This is a genomic window from Mesorhizobium sp. M1A.F.Ca.IN.020.04.1.1, from assembly GCF_003997315.1.
Taxonomy (GTDB): domain Bacteria; phylum Pseudomonadota; class Alphaproteobacteria; order Rhizobiales; family Rhizobiaceae; genus Mesorhizobium.
Map to the genome: position 1 here is coordinate 23,106 of NZ_RZSN01000026.1, position 23,164 is coordinate 46,269.

22 protein-coding genes are annotated in these 23,164 nt (G+C 63.7%); 8 read left to right on the plus strand and 14 right to left on the minus strand.

Features of this window, described 5'->3' with window-relative positions; translation table 11 throughout:
• Positions 1–30: 30 nt before the first annotated feature.
• On the plus strand, positions 31–657 hold the full coding sequence (locus EOA49_RS08510; RefSeq protein WP_127241547.1) for a TetR/AcrR family transcriptional regulator: 627 nt from the start codon (positions 31–33) through the stop codon (positions 655–657).
• Here the strand turns inward: EOA49_RS08510 and EOA49_RS08515 are convergent.
• Entirely contained in the window at positions 599–1,546 is a 948-nt protein-coding gene (locus EOA49_RS08515; protein ID WP_127241548.1) for a LysR family transcriptional regulator, read from the minus strand. The two genes, EOA49_RS08510 and EOA49_RS08515, sit on opposite strands and share 59 nt — an antisense overlap.
• 110 nt (positions 1,547–1,656) lie before the next feature.
• Between EOA49_RS08515 and EOA49_RS08520 the strand changes: the two genes are divergently transcribed.
• Entirely contained in the window at positions 1,657–2,301 is a 645-nt protein-coding gene (locus tag EOA49_RS08520) for an FMN-dependent NADH-azoreductase (protein ID WP_127241549.1), read from the plus strand.
• 367 nt (positions 2,302–2,668) lie between these two features.
• The gene (locus EOA49_RS08530; protein WP_127241551.1) at positions 2,669–3,601 is read left to right on the plus strand and encodes a 3-keto-5-aminohexanoate cleavage protein; all 933 of its coding nucleotides are present in this window, start codon (positions 2,669–2,671) and stop codon (positions 3,599–3,601) included.
• A 31-nt stretch (positions 3,602–3,632) separates the two neighbouring features.
• Here EOA49_RS08530 and EOA49_RS08535 read toward each other — a convergent pair whose 3' ends face one another.
• The 7 genes from EOA49_RS08535 to EOA49_RS08565 form a co-directional block, all read right to left on the minus strand.
• Positions 3,633–3,926 (minus strand): HlyU family transcriptional regulator, encoded by a 294-nt coding sequence (locus tag EOA49_RS08535; RefSeq protein ID WP_067326794.1) that lies wholly within the window; start codon positions 3,924–3,926, stop codon positions 3,633–3,635.
• A 201-nt stretch (positions 3,927–4,127) separates the two neighbouring features.
• A complete protein-coding gene (locus EOA49_RS08540) occupies positions 4,128–4,799 on the minus strand; it encodes a PadR family transcriptional regulator (protein WP_095823214.1) in 672 nt (223 codons plus the stop codon).
• A gap of 140 nt (positions 4,800–4,939) precedes the next feature.
• Positions 4,940–5,320: a DCC1-like thiol-disulfide oxidoreductase family protein gene (locus EOA49_RS08545; RefSeq protein WP_189413658.1), complete on the minus strand. Its 381-nt coding sequence runs from the start codon at positions 5,318–5,320 to the stop codon at positions 4,940–4,942.
• A 67-nt stretch (positions 5,321–5,387) separates the two neighbouring features.
• Entirely contained in the window at positions 5,388–5,681 is a 294-nt protein-coding gene (locus EOA49_RS08550) for a GYD domain-containing protein (RefSeq protein WP_066994615.1), read from the minus strand.
• A 203-nt stretch (positions 5,682–5,884) separates the two neighbouring features.
• Complete coding sequence (gene rpoD, locus EOA49_RS08555; RefSeq protein WP_066994612.1) at positions 5,885–7,915, minus strand: RNA polymerase sigma factor RpoD; 2,031 nt, start codon at positions 7,913–7,915, stop codon at positions 5,885–5,887.
• A gap of 422 nt (positions 7,916–8,337) precedes the next feature.
• Positions 8,338–10,290 (minus strand): DNA primase, encoded by a 1,953-nt coding sequence (gene dnaG, locus EOA49_RS08560; protein ID WP_095801608.1) that lies wholly within the window; start codon positions 10,288–10,290, stop codon positions 8,338–8,340.
• Positions 10,291–10,428: 138 nt separating this feature from the next.
• Positions 10,429–10,788, minus strand: a complete 360-nt coding sequence (locus EOA49_RS08565; protein WP_127240537.1) for an RcnB family protein — start codon at positions 10,786–10,788, stop codon at positions 10,429–10,431.
• A gap of 362 nt (positions 10,789–11,150) precedes the next feature.
• Here EOA49_RS08565 and EOA49_RS08570 point away from each other — a divergent pair, with 362 nt between their 5' ends.
• Together EOA49_RS08570 and EOA49_RS08575 are read left to right on the plus strand one after the other, a co-directional pair.
• Complete coding sequence (locus EOA49_RS08570; RefSeq protein WP_095801609.1) at positions 11,151–12,815, plus strand: Na/Pi cotransporter family protein; 1,665 nt, start codon at positions 11,151–11,153, stop codon at positions 12,813–12,815.
• 256 nt (positions 12,816–13,071) lie between these two features.
• Entirely contained in the window at positions 13,072–14,253 is a 1,182-nt protein-coding gene (locus EOA49_RS08575) for an MFS transporter (RefSeq protein ID WP_067326781.1), read from the plus strand.
• A gap of 25 nt (positions 14,254–14,278) precedes the next feature.
• Here the strand turns inward: EOA49_RS08575 and EOA49_RS08580 are convergent, their stop codons facing one another.
• A complete protein-coding gene (locus EOA49_RS08580) occupies positions 14,279–15,655 on the minus strand; it encodes a PLP-dependent aminotransferase family protein (protein WP_164746752.1) in 1,377 nt (458 codons plus the stop codon).
• A 111-nt stretch (positions 15,656–15,766) separates the two neighbouring features.
• Between EOA49_RS08580 and EOA49_RS08585 the strand changes: the two genes are divergently transcribed.
• Positions 15,767–16,150, plus strand: coding sequence for a DUF983 domain-containing protein (locus EOA49_RS08585; protein WP_164746753.1), 384 nt, complete (start codon positions 15,767–15,769; stop codon positions 16,148–16,150).
• 27 nt (positions 16,151–16,177) lie between these two features.
• Here EOA49_RS08585 and EOA49_RS08590 read toward each other — a convergent pair whose 3' ends face one another.
• Both EOA49_RS08590 and EOA49_RS08595 read right to left on the minus strand, forming a co-directional pair.
• Positions 16,178–16,735, minus strand: a complete 558-nt coding sequence (locus EOA49_RS08590; RefSeq protein ID WP_067326778.1) for a GNAT family N-acetyltransferase — start codon at positions 16,733–16,735, stop codon at positions 16,178–16,180.
• Between the two features lie 51 nt (positions 16,736–16,786).
• Positions 16,787–17,497 carry a DNA helicase gene (locus tag EOA49_RS08595; protein ID WP_127240539.1) on the minus strand — a complete coding sequence of 237 codons (711 nt, stop codon included), beginning with the start codon at positions 17,495–17,497 and terminating at the stop codon, positions 16,787–16,789.
• 292 nt (positions 17,498–17,789) lie between these two features.
• On the opposite strand from EOA49_RS08595, the gene EOA49_RS08600 reads away from it, so the two are divergent.
• On the plus strand, positions 17,790–18,779 hold the full coding sequence (locus tag EOA49_RS08600; RefSeq protein WP_127215855.1) for a hypothetical protein: 990 nt from the start codon (positions 17,790–17,792) through the stop codon (positions 18,777–18,779).
• 9 nt (positions 18,780–18,788) lie between these two features.
• Here EOA49_RS08600 and EOA49_RS08605 read toward each other — a convergent pair whose 3' ends face one another.
• Complete coding sequence (locus tag EOA49_RS08605; RefSeq protein ID WP_095779703.1) at positions 18,789–19,238, minus strand: GatB/YqeY domain-containing protein; 450 nt, start codon at positions 19,236–19,238, stop codon at positions 18,789–18,791.
• 270 nt (positions 19,239–19,508) lie between these two features.
• On the opposite strand from EOA49_RS08605, the gene carA reads away from it, so the two are divergent.
• Complete coding sequence (gene carA / locus EOA49_RS08610) at positions 19,509–20,711, plus strand: glutamine-hydrolyzing carbamoyl-phosphate synthase small subunit (RefSeq protein WP_127240540.1); 1,203 nt, start codon at positions 19,509–19,511, stop codon at positions 20,709–20,711.
• A 187-nt stretch (positions 20,712–20,898) separates the two neighbouring features.
• Here the strand turns inward: carA and EOA49_RS08615 are convergent, their stop codons facing one another.
• Positions 20,899–22,167: a TCR/Tet family MFS transporter gene (locus EOA49_RS08615; RefSeq protein WP_127215857.1), complete on the minus strand. Its 1,269-nt coding sequence runs from the start codon at positions 22,165–22,167 to the stop codon at positions 20,899–20,901.
• A 144-nt stretch (positions 22,168–22,311) separates the two neighbouring features.
• Positions 22,312–23,164, minus strand: an 853-nt coding sequence (locus EOA49_RS08620; protein WP_164749202.1) for a neutral zinc metallopeptidase, incomplete at its 5' end; no start/stop codon positions are given.

Here is a 23,164-nt window from a genome sequence, read left to right on the forward strand (position 1 = left end):
GTAAGTGCAATTAACATACAGGCTGTATGTATGCAACCAGAGTCTGGACGCCGCTCCAACCGCGACCGCACCGAGGCAACGCGCGCCGATCTGATCCGCGCGGCGCGAAAATTGTTCACGGAAAAATCCTATGCGGAGACGGGCACGCCGGAGATCGTGGCCGCCGCCGGCGTGACGCGTGGGGCGCTCTATCATCATTTTGCCGACAAGCAGGCGTTGCTCGCCGCGGTCGTCGAACAGGAGGCAGCGACCGTCGCAGCGGAGATCGACCGCGCCTCGCCCGCCTCGCTCTCGGCCCGCGATGCCTTGATCTCCGGCTCCGACGCCTATCTCGCCGCGATGCGCGCGCCCGGCCGCACGCGGCTTTTGCTGCTCGATGGGCCGGCCGTGCTTGGCCGCGCGGCGATGGACGAGATCGACAACCGCCACGGCAACCGCTCGCTGCGCGAAGGCCTGATCGCAGCCATGCGCGCGCGCTCGATGGTCAAGCTGCCGGCCGAGGCGCTGACCGCGGTGCTGGCCGCCGCCTTCGATCGCGCGGCTTTGGCCATCGAGGCCGGCGCATCGGCCGAGGAGTATCGCGCCGTGCTGATGGCGCTCATGGACGGCTTGTCTCCGGCTCCTCCTCCGTCCAAACGCCCGGCTCCAGCTCGTTGAAGCAGCCGAGCTGCCGCTTGAACTCGTCGATGAGCCACGACGCCGCCGGCTTGGGGCTCCGGTCATTGCGGTGCATCGCGTACATCGGCGCACGCACCTCGCGATAAGGCTCGAGATCGAGCTCGACCAGCCGCCCGCTGGCGATGTCGTCGGCAATCAGCCAGCGCGGCAAGCCTCCCCAGCCGAGACCCTCACGCATCAGGGCATGCTTGGTGCGCACGTCCGTCAGCCGCCAGGTGCGATAGGCAAACACGCCATAGTCGCGGCCCCGCGTCCGCTCCGACTGGTCGGAGACGACAAGCTGGATGTGGTCGCGCAGATCTTCGATCGCAATTGGCTTCGGCAGTTTCGCCAGCGGATGGTCGGGTGCGGCAGCCGGCACCAGCGAGATGAAGCCGATGCGCAGCAGATTGACGTCCGCATCGCCTTGCAGGCCGCCAAAGCCGAGGTCCGACTGGCCGTTGACGACCTGATCGACGATCAGGCCGAGCGAACCGATATAGAGGCGCAGCATCACCGCCGGGAACTGGGCCTCGAAGGCCTTGAGCACCCGCACGAGCGCCGGCGAAGACAGCGCCACGTCGACCGACAGGTTTACTTCCGCCTCCAGCCCTTGCCTGTAGCCGTCGGCGCGCGAGCGGATGCGCTGCAGCACGCCGATCATGCGCCGCGCGTCCTCCAGCATGGCCTTGCCGACATCGGTCAGTTGCGGCTCGCGCAGGCCTTCGCGCTCGAACAGCTTCAGGCCCAGTTGCGCTTCGAGATTGGCGATGCCGTAGCTCACCACCGATTGCGCCCTGTTTAGCTTGCGCCCCGCGGCTGAGAAGCTGCCGGTGTCGGCCACCGCCACCAGGATCTGCAATTGGTCGAGCGTCGGATTTGGCTGCATGAGCAATCCATATTCTCGATGGGTACCATGCAAATTATACCAGTTTTCCGGATAGAGCCGCAACCCCATATGGCTCGGGCAAGTTCAATCCAACCAAAGGGGACACCGCCATGTCCATACTGCTTGTTACCTCCAGCCCGCGCGGCGCCGCCTCGCACTCGACCCGCGTCGCCACCGATCTTGCTCAGAAGCTGGCCGCCGCCGATCCGTCCAACACACTTGTCGTGCGCGACTTGGTCGCCGATCCGCTGCCGCATATCGATGCCGACTACGCCACCGGCATCTATACCCCCGCCGAGGCGCGCAGCCCGCGTCAGGCCGAGGTGGTCGGCGTGTCCGACGCGGTGCTGGACGAGCTGTTCGCGGCCGACACGATTATCCTCGCCACCGGTTTCATCAACTTCAACATTTCCTCGACGTTGAAGTCGTGGATCGACCACGTCGCACGCTCGGGCAGGACTTTTGCTTATGGTGAGAATGGCCCGAAGGGCCTGGTCGCCGGCAAGAAGGTCTATATCGTGCTTGCTTCGGGCGGCATCTATTCCGAGGGTGCCGCGGTGCAGATGGATCACGCCATCCCCTACCTGCGCGGCGTGCTTGCCTTCCTGGGCATGACGGACGTCGAAGTGATCCGCGTCGAAGGCGTCGGCATGGGCGCCGACGCGGTCACCGCCGCGCTTGCCAAGGCCACCGCCAAGGTGGATGCGATCGCGGCCGCGGCTGCTAACGCGGACGGGATCGCCGTGGCCGCGTAATCATTGCCCTGAGAACGGAAAAACCCTGAGAATGAAAAGGCGGGCGCCGATCGGCGCCTGCTTTTTTTGCATGTTCGTCGAGCCGTGCCGATCTGGAACGACTGTTTCTTCCCGCTGGTGCTGATCACCTCCGGCAATTTGAGGAAACTGCCGCCGGGGCTGACGGTGTTCGTCGGCGAAATTCACCGCCGACTAGCTGTTCACCGGGCTGACACTGGCGGCGCTGCCGATTACCCTGTTCTATATCGTGCTGTCGAAGCGGTTCATTTCCGGCATCACCCAAAGCGGTCGACAGGGCGCGGTCGACAGGGCGCGCTCGAACAGGGCGCGCTCGAACAGCGAAGAGATCAGATCAGGACATCAAAAAGTGGCAAGTCAGAACAAGATCATCATCACCTGCGCGGTCACAGGCTCGATCCACACGCCGTCAATGTCGCCGCACTTGCCGGTCACGGCCGAGGAGATCGCGACCGCCGCTATCGAGGCGGCAGAGGCGGGTGCCGCGATCGTCCACCTTCATGCCCGCAATCCGGTCGACGGACGCCCCGACCAGTCGATCGAGGCGTTCGCCCCTTTCCTGCAGGTCATCAAGCAGCGCTCCAACTGCGTCGTCAACATCACCACCGGTGGTGCGGCGACGATGAGCGTGGAGGAACGCGTCAGGCCCGCGAAAGTCTTCGCGCCCGAGATCGCTTCACTCAACATGGGCTCGATGAACTTCGCGCTGTTTCCGATGCTGGAGCGCTTCAAGACGTTCGAGCATGAGTGGGAGCGGCCCTATCTCGAATCGTCGCGCGACCGGATCTTCCGCAACACTTTCGGCGATATCGAGCACATATTGCGCACCTGCGCCGACAACGGCACGCGCTTCGAGATCGAGTGCTACGACATCAGCCATCTCTATACCCTGGCGCATTTCGTCGAGCGCGGGCTGGTGAAGGCACCGTTCTTCGTCCAGAGCGTGTTCGGCATCCTCGGCGGCATCGGCACGCATCCGGAGGACGTCGCCCATATGAAGCGCACGGCCGATCGGCTGTTCGGCAACGAATATCACTGGTCGGTGCTGGGCGCCGGCCGCCACCAACTGCCGATCGCCACGCAGGCGATCGCGCTGGGCGGCAATGTGCGGGTTGGCCTGGAGGACTCGTTATGGATCGGCAAGGGCAAGCTTGCCCGCTCGAGCGCCGAACAAGTAACGAAGGTCCGCCAGATCATCGAGGGCCTCGGCGCCTCGATCGCCACGCCCGACGAGGCGCGGCAGATCCTGCAGCTGAAGGGCGGCGACAAAGTCGCGTTCTGATCCCGGCAAAAAAAGAACCCTGCGGCAACGGCTATCCAAACATCCGCTCGCCCTGCTCGTCGACGAGCTGGATGCCCTTCTTGATCGAGATGTCGACCGCATCGTCCAGCCCGGCGAAACGGTCGGCGCGGATGAAGCGGTGCTCCTTCATCACGCCGTCCACTTCCTTGGAGACGACGCCGCAGGTCTGGTACTGGCCGTCCGCCTTGTAGGGCGTGGCGCTGATCAGGAAGCCCTTGTGCTCGACCTGCTTTGCCGGCTTCGCGGCTCCGGTGTCCGTCGCCTCACCACCGCCGCCGCCGAAAAGACGTTTCAGAAAAGACATAGCGCATCCTCCAACGGCAAATCGTCCTGCATCACATAGCGTGCCGCAGGACGATTTTCACTACAGCATGAACCCGAAAACTGTGCAGCGGTTTTCGGGAAGATCATGCTCACACAAAGATAAACGGGATGACTTTTGGAAGTCATCCCGCTTTGACGGTCATCGGTCGAGCCAGCAATAGCCCGTTCAGTGCCGGGCGACTCAGCGACGTGAGAGGGCCTCGAGCGCTGCGGCGGCGTCTTCCAGAATGCTGATCGCCTCGGCCTGCTTGTCCTCCGGCGCATCGACGATATCGCTGAGCGCGGCGCGTAGGCGGTGGCGCAGTGCGCGGAACCGGTCGCGCTTTTCGTGACGGCCGCGCCGGCCGACGTCCTCGCCCTCGTCGTTCCAGCCAAACCAGTCGCGCGCCTTGGCCATCTTGCGGCCGAACCGCTCGAGATGGTCGAGCACGTGATCGATCATCTCGCGATTTTGCTCGAGATGCGCCCTGCCCGCCTCGGTGATCGAGAACACCTTCTTGTTGCCTTCGCTTGACGAGACGGCATAGCCGGCCTCTTCGAGAAAGGTCAGCGTCGGATAGACCACGCCCGGGCTCGGGCTGTAGATGCCGCTGGTGCGTTCCTCCAGCGCCTTGATGATGTCGTAGCCGTGCCGCGGCGCCTCGGCCAGAAGCGACAGCGTGATCAGCTTGAGATCGCCGTCGGCCAACATGCGGCCGGCGCGGAACATGTCGCCCGGACCGCCGCGGCCGCCGCCGCGCATGCCCTGGCCGAAGGGACCAAAGCCGCCGCCGCGACCACCGAAACGACCGGCCATGTGCATGAATATGCGCTGACCGAAATGGTTGTGCCCGAAGGGATTATGCTTGTGCATGGATCGCTCCTTGAGTTCTATCTTACGATATATCTTAGCTAGGTGGCGGGTGGAGTCAAGATATATCTTACGATGCATCTTGGTTGACGCAAGGCGAACTGCGAGGCGGTCGAATGCGCAGCGATCGCCGCGAAAACAGCCTACCAGCGGCCTTTGCGGCGGTTCCAGGCGTAGAGAAGATCGGCAAACCGATCATAGACAAAGCGCGTCAGCCGCAGCACGACCGAATTGCCGAACAGGGTGGCGAGCCATCCCTCGCCAGGCGTGAGCCGCCAGACGGCGATCGCCACATCGGCACCGACCAGCAGCTTGCCCTCGGCATCGGTCGCATGCAGCCGCCGGCGGACATCCTCGAGCGAGGCGCCGAAGGCTGAAAGCGCTTGCGGTTCGAAATTAATGTCGCGGAATTCGACGCGGCCGGACTTGACCGCTTCAATCAGCCGCCGTTTCTGGCGGTTGATGCCGGCATCGCAGACCGGGCAGCGTGTGTTGTACCAGACAGTCAGCAACGGCTCAGGCATCGCGCGACTATCGGCGACCGAGCGCGGCACCGCAATATCAGCATCGAGCCGGGCTGTTTCCGGCGCTCTACCCCAGCGAACTGATGATCTCGCGGTAGGCGAATTCCGGAAACGCCTTCATCGTCCGCGTCCTGACATTGCCGCCCGACGACAACATCAGCGCGAAACGGGCAAGCACGGCATCGTCCGGCGCTTCGACAATGGCGACCATGTCGCATTCGCCCATCGTCAGATAGAATGCCTTGAACGATCCGCCCATTTCACCGAGCAGCTTCTTGGCGGCATCGAGCCGCTTCGGCGACTCCCGCACGTTCTTGGCGCCCAATTCGGTCCAGTTGATAAGCACGATGTAGGTTGTCATGGCACACCTCCCACCGGGAGCCACGGAGCGCGACGCCTGGCAGTTGCGACCGGCGTCCGGGGCGGGCATCCGGCTTGTCGCCCACAAATGCATCCGACCCTGAAATTATCCTCCTGTTGAGCAAGCCCGGCAAGGCGGCATAACAAATAGGTGGAAATGAAAAAGGACGCCGAGGCGCCCGTTTTCGTATGTTGCGTTTCCGCTCAGCTGTCCAGGAAGCTTCTCAGCTTCCGCGAGCGGCTCGGGTGCTTGAGCTTGCGCAGCGCCTTGGCCTCGATCTGACGGATACGCTCGCGGGTGACCGAAAACTGCTGGCCGACCTCTTCCAGCGTGTGGTCGGTGTTCATGCCGATGCCGAAGCGCATGCGCAGAACACGCTCCTCGCGCGGGGTGAGCGAAGCCAGCACGCGCGTGGTTGTCTCGCGCAGATTGGCCTGGATCGCCGCGTCGATCGGCAGGATCGCCATCTTGTCCTCGATGAAGTCGCCGAGATGCGAATCCTCCTCGTCGCCGACCGGCGTTTCGAGCGAGATCGGCTCCTTGGCGATCTTCAGCACCTTGCGCACTTTTTCGAGCGGCATTGCGAGCTTCTCTGCCAGCTCTTCCGGCGTCGGCTCGCGGCCGATCTCATGCAGCATCTGGCGCGAGGTACGCACGATCTTGTTGATCGTCTCGATCATGTGCACCGGAATGCGGATGGTGCGCGCCTGATCGGCGATCGAGCGGGTGATCGCCTGCCGGATCCACCATGTCGCGTAGGTCGAGAACTTGTAGCCGCGGCGATACTCGAATTTGTCGACCGCCTTCATCAGGCCGATATTGCCTTCCTGGATCAGGTCCAGGAACTGTAGGCCGCGATTGGTGTATTTCTTGGCGATGGAGATGACGAGCCGAAGGTTCGCTTCCACCATTTCCTTCTTGGCGATCGCGGCCTCGCGCTCGCCCTTCTGCACCTGGTTGACGATCCTGCGGAATTCCAGAATCGAGATCGCCGTCTCGGTGGCGAGGTTCTGGATCTCGGCGCGCAGTTCCTTGATCGCGTCCTTCTCGTTCTTTGTGAATTCCTTCCAGCCGCGCGAGGTGAGATTCGCGATCGAGCGGGTCCAGTTCGGATCGAGCTCCGAGCCCTGATACTCCTTGAGGAACTCCTCGCGGCGCACGCCGTAGCTTTCGGCGAGCCGAAGCAGCTTGCCCTCGTTCTGCACCAGGCGCTTGTTGATGTCGTAGAGCTGCTCGACCAGCGCTTCGATGCGCGCGGTGTTGAGCGACAGCGACTTCACCGCCTTGATGAGTTGCTCCTTGAGCTCCTTCAGCCGGCGATCCTGGCTGGGCGAAAGCGTGCCGGCAGCCGCCAGCCGGTTCTCGACCTGCTGGTCCTGCAGCTTGCGAAGCTTCTTGTAAGTGTCGGCGATGACGTCGAGCGTCTCCATCACCTGCGGGCGTAGTTCCGCTTCCATCGCGGCCAGCGACAGGCTTGCCTCGTCCTCGTCGTCTTCCTCTTCTTCCAGCCCGCGCGTGTCGCCGCCAACATTGGTGATGTCGTCTTCTTCCTCGCGCGCCGCCGAGCGGCCGCGCGGCTTCTCTTCGGCCTTGGGCGCTTCCTCGACGCGTTCGACAACCGGCGCCTGCTTGGCCTCGGGGCCGGCATAAGTCGCCTCGAGGTCGATGATCTCGCGCAGCAGGATCTTCGATTCGTTGAGCTCGTCGCGCCAGATGATGATCGCCTGGAAGGTGAGCGGGCTCTCGCACAGGCCCGCAATCATCGTCTCGCGGCCGGCCTCGATGCGCTTGGCGATCGCGATTTCGCCCTCGCGCGACAGAAGCTCGACCGAGCCCATCTCGCGCAGATACATGCGCACCGGGTCGTCGGTGCGGTCGGTCGGCTCTTTCTTGGTGGTCGTGGTGGCAACGGCGGTGCCGGTCTGCTCGGCAAGCTCGTTGGCGTCTTCCTCGGAGTCGGCGCCCGCGTCGCCGCCTTCCGCCTCCTCGCCCTGCTCGTCGTCCTCGACGACGTTGATGCCCATGTCGGACAGCATGGCCATCGTGTCCTCGATCTGCTCGGATGTCACTTCCTCCGAGGGCAGCACCGAGTTCAGTTCGTCCATGGTCACATAGCCGCGCTTCTTGGCGGCCTTGATCATCTTCTTGACAGCATCATCGGAAAGGTCGAGCAGCGGGCCATCGGTGGCGCCTTCACGTTCGGTCTCGACCTCTTCCTTTTCCTTTGTCGCCATTCTTTGTCGTCTCCAAGCGGCCGAATATCGAAGCCGCGTAAGCTGCCGGACCGGTCAAACCGGATGCGCTCGCCCCAGAACGCTTCTTACCGGGCCAGTGACCGCATCATCTCTTTTGTTTGCTGCCTGTCGTTGCCCCAAAACCGGTTCCACTTTTGGGCGACATGCATTAAGTCCAGATTAACCCTGGTATCTGTGGCAGGCCTTTTGCCTGTCCAGTCGCCAGAACCTTACATCGCTCAAAATTTCCCACCGACGCCGGGCACGGTTAACGTTTCGAATCGTCCTGATTCCGCCAATCTGCCAGAAGGTCAAGCGCCTCTGGCATGATTCGCATGAAAAAAGCGAATCAATTGCCCGACTTAGAGGCGTCGAATCGACGCGCCTTGAGCATTTCCACTTCATTTCGGGCCGACCTGGGCCTAAGCACGCCCAGCCCTGCCCGACGAAACGCCGAACCCTTCGATCAGCGCTTCCGTTGCCTGTACATCGTTGAATTGCGCTTGAATCTCGACGAGATGCCGGAAGTTTTCGTCCGACGGGTCTGCATCGAGCGCCGCCTGCGCCTGTTTCAGCTCCCTATGTAAGGTGCGCGCGCTGCGCTGCAAGTGCAGCGCTTGGTTGAAGGCGTCCCGGGCATCGTCAAGTCCCGCGGTTTCGAGCGCCGGCCACTGCCGCGCCCGCTTGATCAGCGCCACCGCGCGTTCCCAGATGTCGCCGCATCCGGCGCGCTCGATGGTGGCGATGACTGCGTCGCGGTCGTCGGCCGCGTCATGCGCCATCGCGTCGAGGATGGCTGCATGCAGCCGCCTGAGATCCGAATTGGCAAGATCGAGGAATTCGACATGCGCGAAATTCTCGTCGATCAGCGGCGGATGGTTGACCAGCGCCACGATGATCGTCGCCTCGCGTACCGACATGGCCTCGCCCGTGCGCTTGACCAGCGCCGAGCGGCCGAGGCTTTCGGTGATGGCGGTGCGCGCGCCCGCAGCGCTCCGGCCAAACGCCCCGCCTGGCGCCGAACCTCTGCCGCGCTCGCCTGGCCGGCCGTCCTGGCGTCCCCCGTGTAGGCCTTGCCGCGCGCCGCGCTGCGAGCCGAAGAAGCTTAGGACGCGCTCGCGCATCTCCTGCTGATAGTGGTAGCGCAGGCTTTCGTCGCGGATGCGGCCGGTAAGCTCGCGCAGCGTCTTCTCGAGCTCCGCCCGCCGCTCCGGCGTATCGAACACGCCGCCGGCCGTCTCGCGCATCCACAGAAGATCGGCGAGCGGCCGCGCTTCCGAAAGCACCGCGCGGAACGCGTCCGGCCCATCCGCTTTGACCAGATCGTCGGGGTCCTTGCCTTCGGGCAGCAGCGCGAAGCGTGCCGAGCGCCCGGGCTGCACCGACGGCAGCGCGAGGTCGGCGGCGCGCCAGGCGGCCTTCAGCCCGGCCTGGTCGCCGTCGAAGCAAAGCACCGGCTCCGGCGCCATGCGCCACAAAAGCTCGAGCTGGTTTTCGGTGAGCGCCGTGCCGAGAGGCGCCACGGCATTCTCGAAGCCGGCCTGTGCCAGCGCGATCACATCCATATAGCCTTCGACGGCGATCACCGTGCCGCCCTTGGCCACCGCTTTGCGGGCGCGGGCGAAATTGTAGAGCACGTTGCCCTTGTGGAAGAGCTCGGTCTCCGGCGAGTTCATGTATTTCGCCAAAGCGTCCGGCGCCAGCGCCCGACCGCCGAAGGCGATGATCCTGCCGCGCGAATCCGGGATCGGGAACATGATGCGGTCGCGGAACCAGTCATAGGAGACCGGGATGTCGTCGCCATGCCGGACCAGTCCGCAGGCTTCGATATCGGCCTTCGGCACCCCCTTGGCGGCGAGGTATTCCTTGAGCGCGTTGCGGCTGTCCGGCGCATAGCCGAGCCGGAAGGACTGCTGCGTCGCCGGCGTCAGACCGCGGTCGCGCAGATAGGCGCGGGCCTTGGCGCCTTCCGGTCCCTGCAGGCGCTCCTGGAAGAAGACCGTCGCCATCTCCATGACGTCGGTCAGGCTGGCGCGTTCCTTCTCGCGCTTTTCTTCTTGGGCGTCGCGCACCGGCATCGGCACGCCGGCCATCTCTGCGATCCTTTCGACCGCTTCGGGAAAGCTCATGCCGTCGAGCTCGGTCAGGAACTTGAAATGATCACCCGAGACCGAACAGCCGAAACAGTGATAGCGCCCCTTCTTGTCCTCGCAGTGGAACGACGGGCTCTTTTCGCCGTGAAACGGGCAGCACGCCCAATAATCGCCGCGCGATGCGTTGGACTTCTTCCTATCCCAGGAAACGCGTTGACCGATCACCGAAGAAATCGGCACGCGGTCGCGTATCTCGTCGAGGAAGGCGGGTGGAAAGCGCATCGGGAAAGGCTCGTTTACCCTCCATATAATCAAGCCGCTTGGGCGCGACGACTCGATAAGCCCGATCGTACCCGCTTTTCACAGACAAAAAGAAGGCGGCCGCGCGGCCGCCTTCCCGTCTTTCGGACCATTCCCCGCTCAGTGCGCGGCGATCGCGCCGAAGATGATACCGGAGACGATGCTGACCAAAAGGTAGTCGTTGCCGACGCGAATCCACTCCTGGCCGGGGCCGGGACGGCGCAGCCCATAACGGTGCCAGTCGCGAACCGCCTGATGGCGCTTCCAGCTGGAATACTTCTGCCCATTGCGCCAATGGCTGCGCTTCACCACGACCTTCTTCACGACGCGCTTCTCGACATGCCGGCCCGGCTTCTGCCAGTCGACCTGTGTGTAGGTCGATTGCGTCTCGCTCGGCTGAACGAGCGGCGCCGCCTGGCCCGAAAAGGCCGAAGCGGTCAGCATCGCGGCGGTCACGGTGGAAAGTATGAGACGCTTCATGGTCAGTGCTCCTTGGTTGTCGATAGGCAAGGAGATATTCCGGCTGGCATGAACCGAAACTGAACACCTTGGTTACAATTCCGTAATGATTTCCGTTGGTTACGCAAGCAGGTTCACCAATTTACAGAAACCGGTTCAAGCCCAGGCTTCGCGTCGACGCGACATTTGCCGCCTGTCCGACCGCGATCTGCAACCAAAGCACCTTCTATCCATTTCCGACACACGCCGTCGTGTGCCGAATGTCGGCCGAATCGGGTAAAATTTATTATCCGGCTAATGTAAACTGCTTTAGTCTCGACCTTCGAAATGCTTGCGATTCGCACCTTTTTCCGCTTCCTGGCCGCCTCGTTGCGAGGCTCGGCATGAGCGGATCCGTTGTCCTTCTGCACCTTGCCGGCGCAGTGGCGCTGATGCTGTTCGCCACCCGCATGGTAAAAACCGGTGTCGAGCGCGCCTATGGCGATGTGCTGCGTCACAGGCTGCGCGCCACCATGCGCAAGCCGCTGATGGCGGTGCTGGCCGGCTGTGGCCTCGCGATCGCGCTGCAGAGTTCAACCGCCGTCACGCTGCTGGTCGGCTCCTTCGCCGGCGCCGGCATCGTGTCGGGCGCCGCCGGGCAGCTTGCCGTGCGCGGCGCCGAGATCGGCTCGGCCTTGGTCGCGAAGCTTCTTACCTTTGATCTGTCGCTCGTGGTGCCGTTGTGCCTGGTCGCAGGAACCATCATGTTCATGGCCACCGAGCGCCGCGATTGGCGTCAGACCGGCCGCATCCTTGTCGGCATCGGCCTTCTGATCCTTTCGCTGGAGATGATCGGCCAAGCTTCCGAGCCGTTGCGCGACAGCCAGCTCATGCCGGTCATCATCGACTACTTCTCCGGCGATGCGATCAGCTCCTACCTGCTGGCGGCACTGATCACCTGGCTGTTCCAGTCGAGCATCGCGGCGGTCCTGCTCATGGCCACGCTAGCCGGCCGGGGTTTGATCACTCCGGAGCTCGGCGTCGTCCTGATCCTGGGCGTCAATCTCGGTTCCTCGATCATCGCGCCGATGCTCACCCGCTCGGCAGCGGCGGAAGTCCGCATCGTGCCGATCGGCAATCTTCTGATGCGCGGGCTTGGCTCGCTCGTGATGCTGATCCTGTTCATGATTTTCAGGCCGCACTTCTCCTTCCTCGGCACGACGGCCTCCGGCCAGATCGTCAACGCCCACATCCTGTTCAACGTGATCATCCTGCTTGCCGGGCTGCCACTCGCCGGCCTCGTCTATCGCGCTTCGGAGAAGATCGTGGCGCTCGGTACTAAGCCCGAACCGGCGGCAGCGCTCGACGTGGTCGAATTGTCCGCGCTGAACGAGAGCGCGCTCGACACGCCAAGCCAGGCCTTGGCCAACGCCACGCGCGAGGTGGTCCGGGTCTGCGAGACGGTCGAGATCATGCTGAAGCGGATCATCGAGCTCTATGAGAGCGCCGACGCCGGCAAGATCAAGGCGCTGGCCGCGCTCGACGACCGGGTCGACCAGAAGCACGCCGCGATCAAGCTCTATCTGGCCAAGGTCACCAAGAACCCCCTGAGCGAGGACGAGGCGCTGCGCTGCCAGGAACTGATCGGCGCCTGCGTTAAGCTGGAGCAGGTCGGCGACATCATCGTGCGCAACATGCTTGTGCATGTCAGGAAGAAGCTGGAGCGCGGGCTGGAATTCACGCCCGAGGGCTGGCGCGAGCTTTGCGCTTTCCATGCCTCGGTTCTGGCCAATGCGCGGCTTGCCTTCAACGTGCTGGTCTCGCGCGACCCGGAAACCGCCCGCCAGTTGGTGCTCGAGAAGGACCTGCTGCGCGAGCGCGAGAAAGAGACCAGCGCCAGCCACTTCGTGCGGCTGCGCGACGGGACCGCGAAAAGCGTCGAGACCAGTTCGATCCATCTCGACACCATCCGCGACCTCAAGCAGATCAATTCGCTGCTCGCCTCCATGGCCTACCCGGTGCTGGAGGAGCGCGGGCTGCTCGGCGGCTCGCGGCTGAAGGCGAGCTAGCATCGCTGAAGGCGAGCTAGCATCGACCGACCGGCCCGCACACAATTAGCCTTCGTTCAATCCTCGCATCCGTCGGCTAGGTGACGGTGAGATTGATGACGGCTCCGACTGAGCGCCCGTACGGCACGAAGAGGGCCAGTCGAGACCACTGCCCAACCCGGTCAAGAAAACCTAAAGCGGCATCGACAATTTCTGCATTGCCCGCAGCGTCCATCCATGGTTTGAGGCCAGCTCATTCAGGATCGCTGTCCGCGCCATGCTGCCCCTCATTGCCCTGTTCATTGCCGCCTTCGCTTTCGGCACGACTGAGTTCGTCATCGCCGGCGTGCTGCCGGAGGTAGCGCAGGGTCTGGGTGTTTCCGTGCCCACCGCCGGCTATCTCGTCTCCGGCTATGCCTGCGGCATCGCCATTGGTGGTCCGCTCCTGGCGCTCGCAACCAGCAGGGTCTCGCGAAAGTCGCTGCTCATCGCCCTGACCATTGCCTTCACTCTTGGCCAGACCACATGCGCGCTGGCGCCCGATTTCACCTCGATGCTTCTCCTGCGCATTGCCACTGCAGTGGCGCATGGCTGCTATTTCGGCGTCGCCATGGTGGTCGCGGTCGGCCTGGTGCGCGAGGACCAGCGTGGCCGGGCGGTCGCGGTCATCCTCTCTGGATTGACCGTCTCCAATGTTATCGGCGTTCCGGCCGGCACCGCGATCGGCGGTCTCTGGGGCTGGCGGGCGACCTTCTGGGTGATGTGCGCGCTGGGCGTCATCGCGATCGTTGCCATGCTTGCGCTGCTGCCCCGCACGGCAGGCGCCGCCAACCGGCCCGCCGGCCTCGCGCGCGAGGTGCGCGTGTTGGGGCGCCAGCAGGTCTGGACCTCGCTCATCCTGATGCTGATGTTGATGATCGGCCAGTTCGGCCTCTTCACCTACATCACGCCGACGCTGCTCGAAGTCACCGGCCTCCACGAAAGCCTGATCCCGTTTGTGCTGCTGCTCAACGGCGTCGGCGCGACGATCGGCGTTCTCTTGGGCGGTAAGCTTGCCGACTGGAAGCTGATGCCGTCGCTGATCGCCATGCTTTTCCTGCAGGCGGTAATGCTTGGCGTCATCTATGCGGTCAGTCCCTACCCGGTGCCGATGATCGTCGCGATAGTCATATGGGGCGGCCTCAACTTCGCCATCGGCGCGCCGATCCAGACCCGGATCCTGGCCTGGACGGCAGACGCCTCGAACCTTGCCTCGTCGCTGATTCCCTCGGGCTTCAATGTCGGCATCGCGCTCGCCGCCTCGCTGGGCGCTGCGATGCTCAATGCCGGTCTTGGCTATCGCAGCCTGCCGGTCGCCGGCGCGTTTGCCATGCTGGTGGCCCTGGCGGTCGCGCTTGCCTCGCAGGCTTGGGAATGGCGCAGCCGGGCGACGCCGCCGTTGCCGGCTGCGGCGGAATAGAGCCTTGGCGTGCCGCTCTGCCGCCTCAGACCTGAGGACGCAAGGAGCCAGAGCCGCCCGACAGGATCGACTTCAAACCGTGAAGCCCCTCCTCCAGCCTTTCGTGGCTGGATGCGGCACCCAACGCCAGCCGCAAGCCATCAGCGGCACTGGGCACGACGGAGAACTCTTCCGCCGGGCTGAGGGCCAATCCGCAACGGCGTGCGATCTCGGCGATATCCGATGAACGCAATCGCGCATCCAGCGGATACCAAAGATGCAGGCTTGATTCCGTCGAGGCGAAACCGGCCGGCAGGATCTTGCGCGCGATCGTCTGCCTGGCCTCTGCTTCGGCACGCACCGCGGCCGTGATCTCGCCGGCCAGGCCGCTTCGCACCCACTCGCAGGCGAGCCCCGTCATCAGCGGCGGCGCCATCATGGTGGTGCCCCGGATTGTCGCCGCGATCCGCTCGACGGATTTCGCGTCAGGCGCCGCCAGGAACGCCGTGCGCAGAAATGGCGAGATGCATTTCGCCAATGTAGCCAGGTGGAATGTCCGGTCCGGCGCCAGGCTGAGGAAGGCTGGCGGTGAAGCGGTCTGCAGGGGACTGTAGGGATCGTCCTCGACGATCACCAGGCCAAGCCTGCCCGCCATCCGAGCCAGATCCCGGCGCCGGCCCTCCGGCATGGTGAGCGTGGTCGGATTGTGAAGTGTCGGGTTGAGATAGAGGACGCGGGCGCCATATCGTCGCGCCGCTTCCTCCAGATGATCGGGGCTCATGCCGTCATCGTCGCGTCCCGCCCCAGCCAGCTTTCGCCCCGTGGCCTGCGCCAGCGCGATCAGGCCGGGATAGGTCAGCGTATCGGTGAGGATCGTATCGCCCTCACGGGTTTGCGACAGAAGGACGGCGGCGAGCAGCGCCTGCGCCCCCGAACCAAGAGCCACGCGCTCGACAGGCAACCTGCCGCCGGCTGCGGCAAGCCAATACGAGCCGGCGGCGCGTTCCGCGGGAGAACCCGGGCCGGGATGGTAGGAAAGCAGTGCTTCGGCGCTGAAACGTTTGAGCAGTCCCTCGATGCCGCTCCGGATCAATGCCGGCAGGCTCAGGCCCGAAGGCGCCGGCGGAATGTTCATGCTCAGATCGAGGATCGGCTCTTCCGGCTCGCCGGGCGTGATGAAGGTGCCGCGACCGGCCGTTGCATCGATCAGGTTCCTGCGGCGGGCTTCGGTGAACGCCCGGGTGACCGTGGTCAGATCCACGCCAAGGAAGCGGGCAAGCTCTCGCTGCGGCGGCAGCCTGTCCCCCGGTTGCAGCCGCCCGATCGAGCGGGCAGCCGCAAGCGCCTCGACGATCTTGAGATAGAGCGGCCGTGAGTCTTCCGCCAAGGGAGAAAGCCAGCTGAGGTCCCCTTCACTGTTCATGCCACCGGCATCCATACATCTTGTCGCATTGTATGCATACAATAATCATATTAGTATGTATGCGTGACCTCAAGGCCGATCGAATGCATGCGAGGTCCTGGAGTGATGACCATGCACGACGCGCACTATCCCCACCTCGAGCCCTGGCGGGTCGGCATCCGCGGGCGATGCCCGCGTTGCGGAGAGGGCCGGCTGTTCGACGGATTTCTGAAGCTGGCGCCGAAATGCGAAGTCTGCGGGCTCGACTATTCTTTTGCCGATCCGGCCGACGGACCCGCCTTCTTCGTCATCTGCTTTGCCTGCGTGCCCTCCGTCCTGTTCGCCGTCTGGGCGCAGGTGACGTTCGAGCCATCCATGTGGTTCCACGCCTTCGTTTCGGTGCCGATCATCCTTGCGACCTGCATTCCGCCGCTCAGGCCGCTGAAAGGCTGGCTTGTCGCGAGCCAGTTCTACTACAAGGCCGCAGAAGGAAGACTGGCCAGGCCCGGCGAATAAGGTTCTCAAGTTCGCTTGCCTTGAGACCTAAAGGTCGATCCGGTACTTGAGGCTCTCCGCGCCACCATAGGCGGCGACTTTGGCGAACCGCCCGACGAGAATGCCGCCATTGGCGAGCACCACCTTCTGGGATGCAAGATTGTCGAGATCGGTGGTGATCTCGACATAGTCGAGACCGACCGCCCTTGCCTCGTGAAGCATCAGCCGCAGCGCTTCGGTGGCATAGCCGCGCCCCTTCTTCCATGGCATCACGGCATAGCCGATGTGGCCGAGCACGTGCGGCGGCAGCGCCGACGTGCCCTTCTGCCAGCGAAGCCCGATCGAGCCGGCGGCCTCGCCGTCCCAGATCCAGCGCCGGAAGCCCGGCAGGCGTGGCACCATTGTGCCGTCCGGCAGCGCGATCGGCGGCCCCTTGGCTTCGGGATCGTCAAGGCCGGCAAGGAATGCCGCCGGATCCTGTTCGATCGCCTCAAGCTGCTCGCGCGTAGCCTCCAGCAGCCGCACATTGTCCGGCGACCAGCCGCGCTCCAGCGCCGCCTTGTAGGATGGCAGATGCTCGAGCGCCGGTTTGACGATTTCGACCATGAAGCCGTGTCCTTTGCGAGATCGGAGGCATAGCCCCGGTCAGGATCGCCCTCAAGCTGACTGAAAGCGGATTTCGCCCTTGTTGAGGAAGCACATCTTGTCGAAGAGCGATAAATCGAGTGGGTTCGGCAGCCGGACATCGTCAAGGTCGGGAAACGGCTTCCTGGACGCATCGTATGACCGGTCGACCTGGGAGATGAAGACCAGCACCAGCCCGCGTTCCCGGGCAAACGATCTCAAGGCGCGTATCTGGACCATGAGCTCGGGATCCTCGCGCTTCTGGTCGAGCAGTTGCAGATAGTCGATCACCGCCAGCGTGCCGCGCGGCGCCGACCCCAACTCCTCGATGATGTAGGTGGCGCTGATGGCGTCGGAATTGTCGAACTCGAACAGATGGTCGAAAACGGCAGGGTCGACGCCGATGTCGCGGAACCGGTCGAGGATGTCGGCATGCATGTATTCCAGGGTGAAGAATACGGCGCGACTGCCCTGCTTCATGGCCGCCACGGCGAGTTCGAGGCTCATCAGCGTCTTGCCCTGACCCGGCCGGGCCGCCACGAGGACCATGTCGCCGGGTATCAGTTGCGCCAGCAGCCTCCCGGCGGGTGCGGCCTCGGCGGCTTTCGCCGCAAGCAGGCTCCAGCTGCCAAATCCTTCCTTGAAGGCCATGCGGTCAAGCGCCTCATGAAGGGGAACATTTTCCTTGCGCGACAGCAACCTCGCCTGGCGCTTCAGATGATAGACGGGTGCGGAAAGCCGCATCGAAAAACCTCCTATTGCGAGCAGTCTTCGCAATCCCTCCTTATGCCGATGCTCGAACGGTCGGTTTAGCGATCGAATGCCCTGCATGAACGATGCTTTCCCAACGGAGGGAGGAGGCGTGGGCGCGCCGGAATCAGATAGTAGCCAACTTCTTGCCTGTCGAAAATCGCAGATGCGCCAGCTTCGGCAGAGCGCACTAGACAAGAAGTGTTTCGCCCATCGGCGCTATGCTCTTATGATTGGCGCAGGTGATTCACCACAAGCGATACCAGTTCGAGGGGGGATTAATCCGGTGCGGTTGATATCTGTTCCGCTTGGTGCCGCCGTCCTCTTCGTCCTCGCCGCTCTGACGGCATCGGTCGGCTCGTTCGCGGCGTTGCGCCCATCGAACATTCCGGACTGGCTGCAGCGCCATGTCGGCGACAACGAAGGTCAGATCTCGCAGGTCGTGCTGGAGCGGGCGCGCGCCCTCTACCAGAAGAAGGTCAGAGAAGGTTCGGTCAGCAATCCCTGCTACTTCGCCATGGATGCGACGCGGCCCGGCGACCTGGGCAACAGTGTGCTTGGCCAACGCTACTATATCATCTGCGAGGCCAAGCAGCTCTTTCGAGCGGTTTCTTCGGGCCATGGCGGCGGCCGCAATCTCAAAGGCGTTGCCGATTTCTCCAATGGCAGGCGTTGCGCGAAAAACTTCGGCAACGCGATGGATTCGGAGCTGACGGCAGGCGGAGCCTACATGACCGCCGAGACCAAGACGTCCTTCAAGGGCTATTATCGCGTCGGTGCGCAGAACGCGGTGTTCATGCGTACCTTCATCCAGTTCGATGGCGAAGGCGAAGCGGCGAACGCCAGGCAGCGCGTGATCGGCGGCCATCCGGCAGCCTTGCTCAGGGGCATGTGCCTGCGGAAAGATCCGAACAGCTCCTACGCCGACCATGACGGCTTCGTCCCGTTCGGCAAGCTGGTGAATTATGCCGGCGGCCGCAGCAATGGCTGCACCAGCTGGTCGCCGGCCGATGCTGAGCAGATCATCCCGTTGGTGAAGAACAACCCGACCACGCTCTATATCTATCCTGAATCGCGCGACATCGCCGCTGTCGCGCGCGCCAAGGCCGCCGGCCAAGCGCTGTCGGCTGCGGGCGTCTATTGGAACGCATCCTGCCTGAAGGAAATCGGCTCTCCGAAGTTCTGGCCGAAGAAGACCCTCGAGCCGATCATCGCGCAGTACAAGAAAGACCATCCGGCGCCGCCGCCGCAGCCGGTGCCGATCTGCAAGAACTGAGCCGGTCTTCTACTGGAGCAGCCCCTTGATGATGGCGCTCGCCTTGGCGAAATCCATCTGGCCGGCATATTTCTGCTTCAGCGCGCCGATCACCTTGCCCATGTCCTTCTGGCTGGCGGCACCCGTCGCCGCGATCGCCTCGCGCGCCGCCGCCGTGATCGCCACATCGTCGAGCTGTGCCGGCAGGAACTCGCGGATGATCTCCATCTCGCCGCGCTCCTGCGCCGCCAGTTCCGGCCGCTTGCCGTCCTCGAAGGCTTTGGCCGATTCCTCGCGCTGCTTCACCATCTTGGAAAGGATCTGCAGGATCTCTTCCTCGCTCGCCGCCGGCTTGCCCGCGCCGCGATTGGCGATGTCGCGGTCGTGGATGGCGGCCTGGATCAGCCTGAGCGTCGGCAGCCGATGCTTGTCCTGCGCCTTCATCGCGCTCTTCATGGATTCGGCGATTTTCTCGCGCATGATGCTTCTCCTTCGATCGCGGCGGACAATAGCTTCGCCGGACGCTCAAGGCAAATCCAGGCAAACCGTTGATTTTGCTCGGCGAAATAAAACGATTCCGCTCGGAGGAAGCGTCATTGACCGCTTTGCCGCCATCCCCTATGTACTGAGCCTCGCATGAACTGAAACTTTGGTTGCGCGCAGGCTCGCTAGTTCGCCGCCGCGCGTCGTTTGCTGTGCGGGTCGTCCCTCCAACGGAATGGTCCGGAAGCAGCCTCTAGGAGTGCCGCCATGGCCACGACCGCCCCCTGGACCACCGAAAAGCCGACCGCCCTTCTGGTGCTCGCCGACGGCACGGTGATCGAAGGCCGCGGCCTCGGCGCCACGGAATCGGCGGTCGCCGAAGTCTGCTTCAACACCGCCCTGACCGGCTACGAAGAGATCCTTACCGACCCCTCCTATGCCGGCCAGATCGTCACCTTCACCTTCCCGCATATCGGCAATGTAGGCACCAACAGCGAGGATATCGAGGATTTGCATCCAGCTGCCCGCGCGGGTGCTGTCGGCGCGATTTTCAAGGCCAATGTCACCGACCCCTCCAACTACCGGGCGGCCGGGCATCTCGACCAATGGTTGAAGAGGCGCGGCATCGTCGCGCTTTCGGGAATCGACACTCGCGCTCTCACCGTGCTGATCCGCGAGAAAGGCATGCCCAACGCCGTCATCGCCCATGCACCGGATGGCGTTTTCGACCTCGACGACCTGAAGCGGCGCGCCGCCGCCTGGTCGGGCCTTATCGGGCTGGACCTCGCCAAGGAGGTCACCTCGGGCCAATCCTCGGTCTGGCGCGAGACGCCTTGGGCCTGGAACAAAGGCTTCGGCGAGCAGGACGAGTCGTCGCTGCATGTCGTGGCCATCGATTATGGCGTCAAGCGAAACATACTGCGCCTGCTTGCGGGCCTCGGCGCCAAGGTCACCGTCGTGCCGGCAAAAACCGGCGCGGAAGAGATCCTGGCCATGCAGCCGGACGGCATCTTCCTGTCCAACGGTCCCGGCGACCCGGAAGCGACGGGCAAATATGCCGTGCCGGTCATCCAGGACCTGCTGAAAAGCGATCTCCCGGTGTTCGGCATCTGCCTCGGCCACCAGATGCTGGCGCTGGCGCTCGGCGGCAAGACCGAGAAGATGCATCAGGGCCATCACGGCGCCAACCATCCGGTGAAGGACCACACAACCGGCAAGGTCGAGATCGTCTCGATGAACCATGGCTTCGCCGTCGACGCCGACTCGCTGCCCGAAGGCGTCGAGGAAACCCACGTCTCGCTGTTCGACGGCTCGAATTGCGGCATCGCGCTGACCGGCCGGCCGGTGTTCTCGGTCCAGCACCATCCCGAGGCCTCGCCTGGGCCGCAGGATTCGCACTATCTCTTCCGCCGCTTCGTCAATCTCATTCGCGAGCGGCGCGGCGCGCCGGCCCTGGCCGAGCGCGCCTAGCTCAAGCGCAACCCACTCCAAGGCGTATTGAGATTCGGGCCAGGCCGGGCCGGAGTCGAAGACGGGCGCGAAGCGACCAAACTGGCCGGGTTCAGAGAACCGGAGCGGATCGTATTTTTGGTCGTGCGCACTGGAAGCGCAGGAAACAGTCATTTACAGGCCAGCACCACCTGAATATCAACACGCCTTAAGCCGCGTCGGTCACCGCTTCCTGCGCCTGCATGCGCTCGACCTCCTTCGGTGTCGGCTTGGCGACCTTCGTCACGAAGACGATCACCGCCAATGTGAGGAAAACCGCGCCGAGCACATAGGGCGCGCCGCCGAACTCAATCGGCGCGCTCGGGCCGGTGAACCAGGAAAAGATCGCCGTATAAAGCAGCGGCGTGATGATCGAGGTGATCGAGAAGATCGAGGTCATCGCGCCCTGCAATTCGCCTTGCGCCGAAGGCGGCACCTTGGCCGCCGCAAGGCTCCTCAATGGCGGGTCGGCGAGTGCTTCCAGGCAGCCGGCGACGATCACCGCGTAGATCATCCAGCCCTGCGTCGCAAACGCGTAGCCAAAGGCGCTGAGCGCGGTGAAGGTCAGGCCGATCGCGGCGGTCCTCCACTCGCCGAGCTTCGGGATGACGCGCGGCAGCACCGTCGCCATGACGATCGCGCCGCAAAGGCCGAAGGCGCCGAGCGAGAAGCCGATCTGCTGCTCATTCCAGCCATAACGGTAGCTTGAAACGAAAGACCAGACCGCCGGATACATCATGTGGCCGAGCGTCATCAGGAAAAAGACCAGTCCGATCCAGCCAATGCCGGGATAGTTGCGCATCTGGATCAGCGTGCCGACCGGATTGGCGCGTTTCCATTCGAAGCGGCGACGATGCTGCTCGTCCAGCGTCTCCGGCAGCAAGAACATCGCGATGAGGAAGTTCACGAAGGCGAGCCCGGCGGCGAAATAGAACGGCACGCGCGGCCCGAACGTGCCGAGCAGTCCGCCGAGCACCGGGCCGATGACGAAGCCGACGCCGAAGGCAATGCCGAGCAGGCCGAAATTCTTGGCCCTGTTCTCGTCGTTCGAGATGTCGGCGATGAAGGCCGACGTCGTCGAATAGCTGGCCCCGGAAATGCCGGCGAGCACGCGTCCGATGAACAGCATCGGATAGGACCAGGCGATGGCGCAGATCAGATTGTCGATGGAGAAGGTGAGCACCGAGGCAAGCAGGATCGGCCGCCGCCCGAAACGGTCGCTCAAGCCGCCGATGACAGGCGCGAAGAAGAACTGCATCGCCGCATAGACGAAAAACAGCCAGCCGCCCTCGATAGCCGCCTCGCTGACGCCGACGCCGGTCAGTTCCTGCAGATAGGCCGGCAGCACCGGCATGATGATGCCGAAGCCGATGACGTCGAGCAGCAGCGTCGTGAAAACGAGCGCAAGGCCCCGCTTGGCGGTCTTGGGGTCGATCATGGTGACAAGCTCCTCGGCCGCCTTGGACGGGAGGCTCTTATAGGCGAGCCAGCCGGCCGGAACAATAAGCGAACGACCGCAACTGCCTCATCCTGACATCAGTTCCCGGCAGCCCGCCGCGGTGCCGCAGCCCTGCGTCGCTGTTCAGACCGGATTGTTGAATGTATCGCAGTCCGAAAGCTTGCCGCTCTTGTAGCCGCGCGCCAGCCAGGTCTGCCGCTGCGCCGACGTGCCGTGGTTGAAGCTTTCCGGAACCACATAGCCCTGCATTTTTTTCTGCAGCGTGTCGTCGCCGATCTGCTTGGCGGCATTCAGCGCGCTTTCCATGTCGCCCTGCTCCAGAATGCCCTTCTGCGCGGTATAGTGCGCCCAGACACCGGCGAAGCAGTCTGCCTGAAGCTCGACCCGGACCGACATCTGATTGGCCTCGGCCTCGCCCATGCCCTGCCGCATCTGGTTGAATTTCGACATGATGCCGGTGAGGTTCTGCACGTGATGGCCGACCTCATGCGCGATCACGTAGGCGCGGGCGAATTCACCCGAGGCGCCGAACTGCTGGTCGAGCTGCTGGAAGAAGGTCATGTCGAGATAGACCTTGTGATCGCCCGGGCAATAGAACGGTCCCGCCGCCGAAGAGGCAAAGCCGCAAGCCGACCGGATCTGGCTGCTGAACAGCACCAGTTTCGGGTCCTCGTAGGTGAGGCCATTGGCCTTGAAGATACCGCTCCATGTGTCCTCGGTCTCGGCGAGCACGGTCGCCACGAACTGTTTCATCTCGTCCGAGGCGGGCGCGCCGCTGTCCGGCGAACTGCTGTCTTCGGTAATCTGGCCGCCGCCGCCCGGCACAAGGCCACCACCTTCACCCAGGATCTGCGATGGATCGAAGCCGAAATACCATCCGGCGAGAACCACCAGAATGACGAAGATGATGCTGCCGCCGCCGCCCGCTCGCCCCCCGATCGGAACGCGGAACTGCCGCGGACCGCCACCGCCGAAC

Coding starts and splice junctions, on each gene's coding strand:
- EOA49_RS08605 (WP_095779703.1), bottom strand. CDS start 19,238: ATGCGCGAGAAAATCGCCGAATCCATGAAGAGCGCGATGAAGGCGCAG.
- EOA49_RS08565 (WP_127240537.1), bottom strand. CDS start 10,788: ATGAAGCGTCTCATACTTTCCACCGTGACCGCCGCGATGCTGACCGCT.
- EOA49_RS08590 (WP_067326778.1), bottom strand. CDS start 16,735: ATGGTCGAAATCGTCAAACCGGCGCTCGAGCATCTGCCATCCTACAAG.
- carA (WP_127240540.1), top strand. CDS start 19,509: ATGGCCACGACCGCCCCCTGGACCACCGAAAAGCCGACCGCCCTTCTG.
- dnaG (WP_095801608.1), bottom strand. CDS start 10,290: ATGCGCTTTCCACCCGCCTTCCTCGACGAGATACGCGACCGCGTGCCG.
- EOA49_RS08575 (WP_067326781.1), top strand. CDS start 13,072: ATGCTGCCCCTCATTGCCCTGTTCATTGCCGCCTTCGCTTTCGGCACG.
- EOA49_RS08585 (WP_164746753.1), top strand. CDS start 15,767: ATGCACGACGCGCACTATCCCCACCTCGAGCCCTGGCGGGTCGGCATC.
- EOA49_RS08515 (WP_127241548.1), bottom strand. CDS start 1,546: ATGCAGCCAAATCCGACGCTCGACCAATTGCAGATCCTGGTGGCGGTG.
- rpoD (WP_066994612.1), bottom strand. CDS start 7,915: ATGGCGACAAAGGAAAAGGAAGAGGTCGAGACCGAACGTGAAGGCGCC.
- EOA49_RS08540 (WP_095823214.1), bottom strand. CDS start 4,799: ATGCACAAGCATAATCCCTTCGGGCACAACCATTTCGGTCAGCGCATA.
- EOA49_RS08550 (WP_066994615.1), bottom strand. CDS start 5,681: ATGACAACCTACATCGTGCTTATCAACTGGACCGAATTGGGCGCCAAG.
- EOA49_RS08535 (WP_067326794.1), bottom strand. CDS start 3,926: ATGTCTTTTCTGAAACGTCTTTTCGGCGGCGGCGGTGGTGAGGCGACG.
- EOA49_RS08615 (WP_127215857.1), bottom strand. CDS start 22,167: ATGATCGACCCCAAGACCGCCAAGCGGGGCCTTGCGCTCGTTTTCACG.
- EOA49_RS08595 (WP_127240539.1), bottom strand. CDS start 17,497: ATGCGGCTTTCCGCACCCGTCTATCATCTGAAGCGCCAGGCGAGGTTG.
- EOA49_RS08545 (WP_189413658.1), bottom strand. CDS start 5,320: ATGCCTGAGCCGTTGCTGACTGTCTGGTACAACACACGCTGCCCGGTC.
- EOA49_RS08570 (WP_095801609.1), top strand. CDS start 11,151: ATGAGCGGATCCGTTGTCCTTCTGCACCTTGCCGGCGCAGTGGCGCTG.
- EOA49_RS08510 (WP_127241547.1), top strand. CDS start 31: ATGCAACCAGAGTCTGGACGCCGCTCCAACCGCGACCGCACCGAGGCA.
- EOA49_RS08520 (WP_127241549.1), top strand. CDS start 1,657: ATGTCCATACTGCTTGTTACCTCCAGCCCGCGCGGCGCCGCCTCGCAC.
- EOA49_RS08580 (WP_164746752.1), bottom strand. CDS start 15,655: ATGAACAGTGAAGGGGACCTCAGCTGGCTTTCTCCCTTGGCGGAAGAC.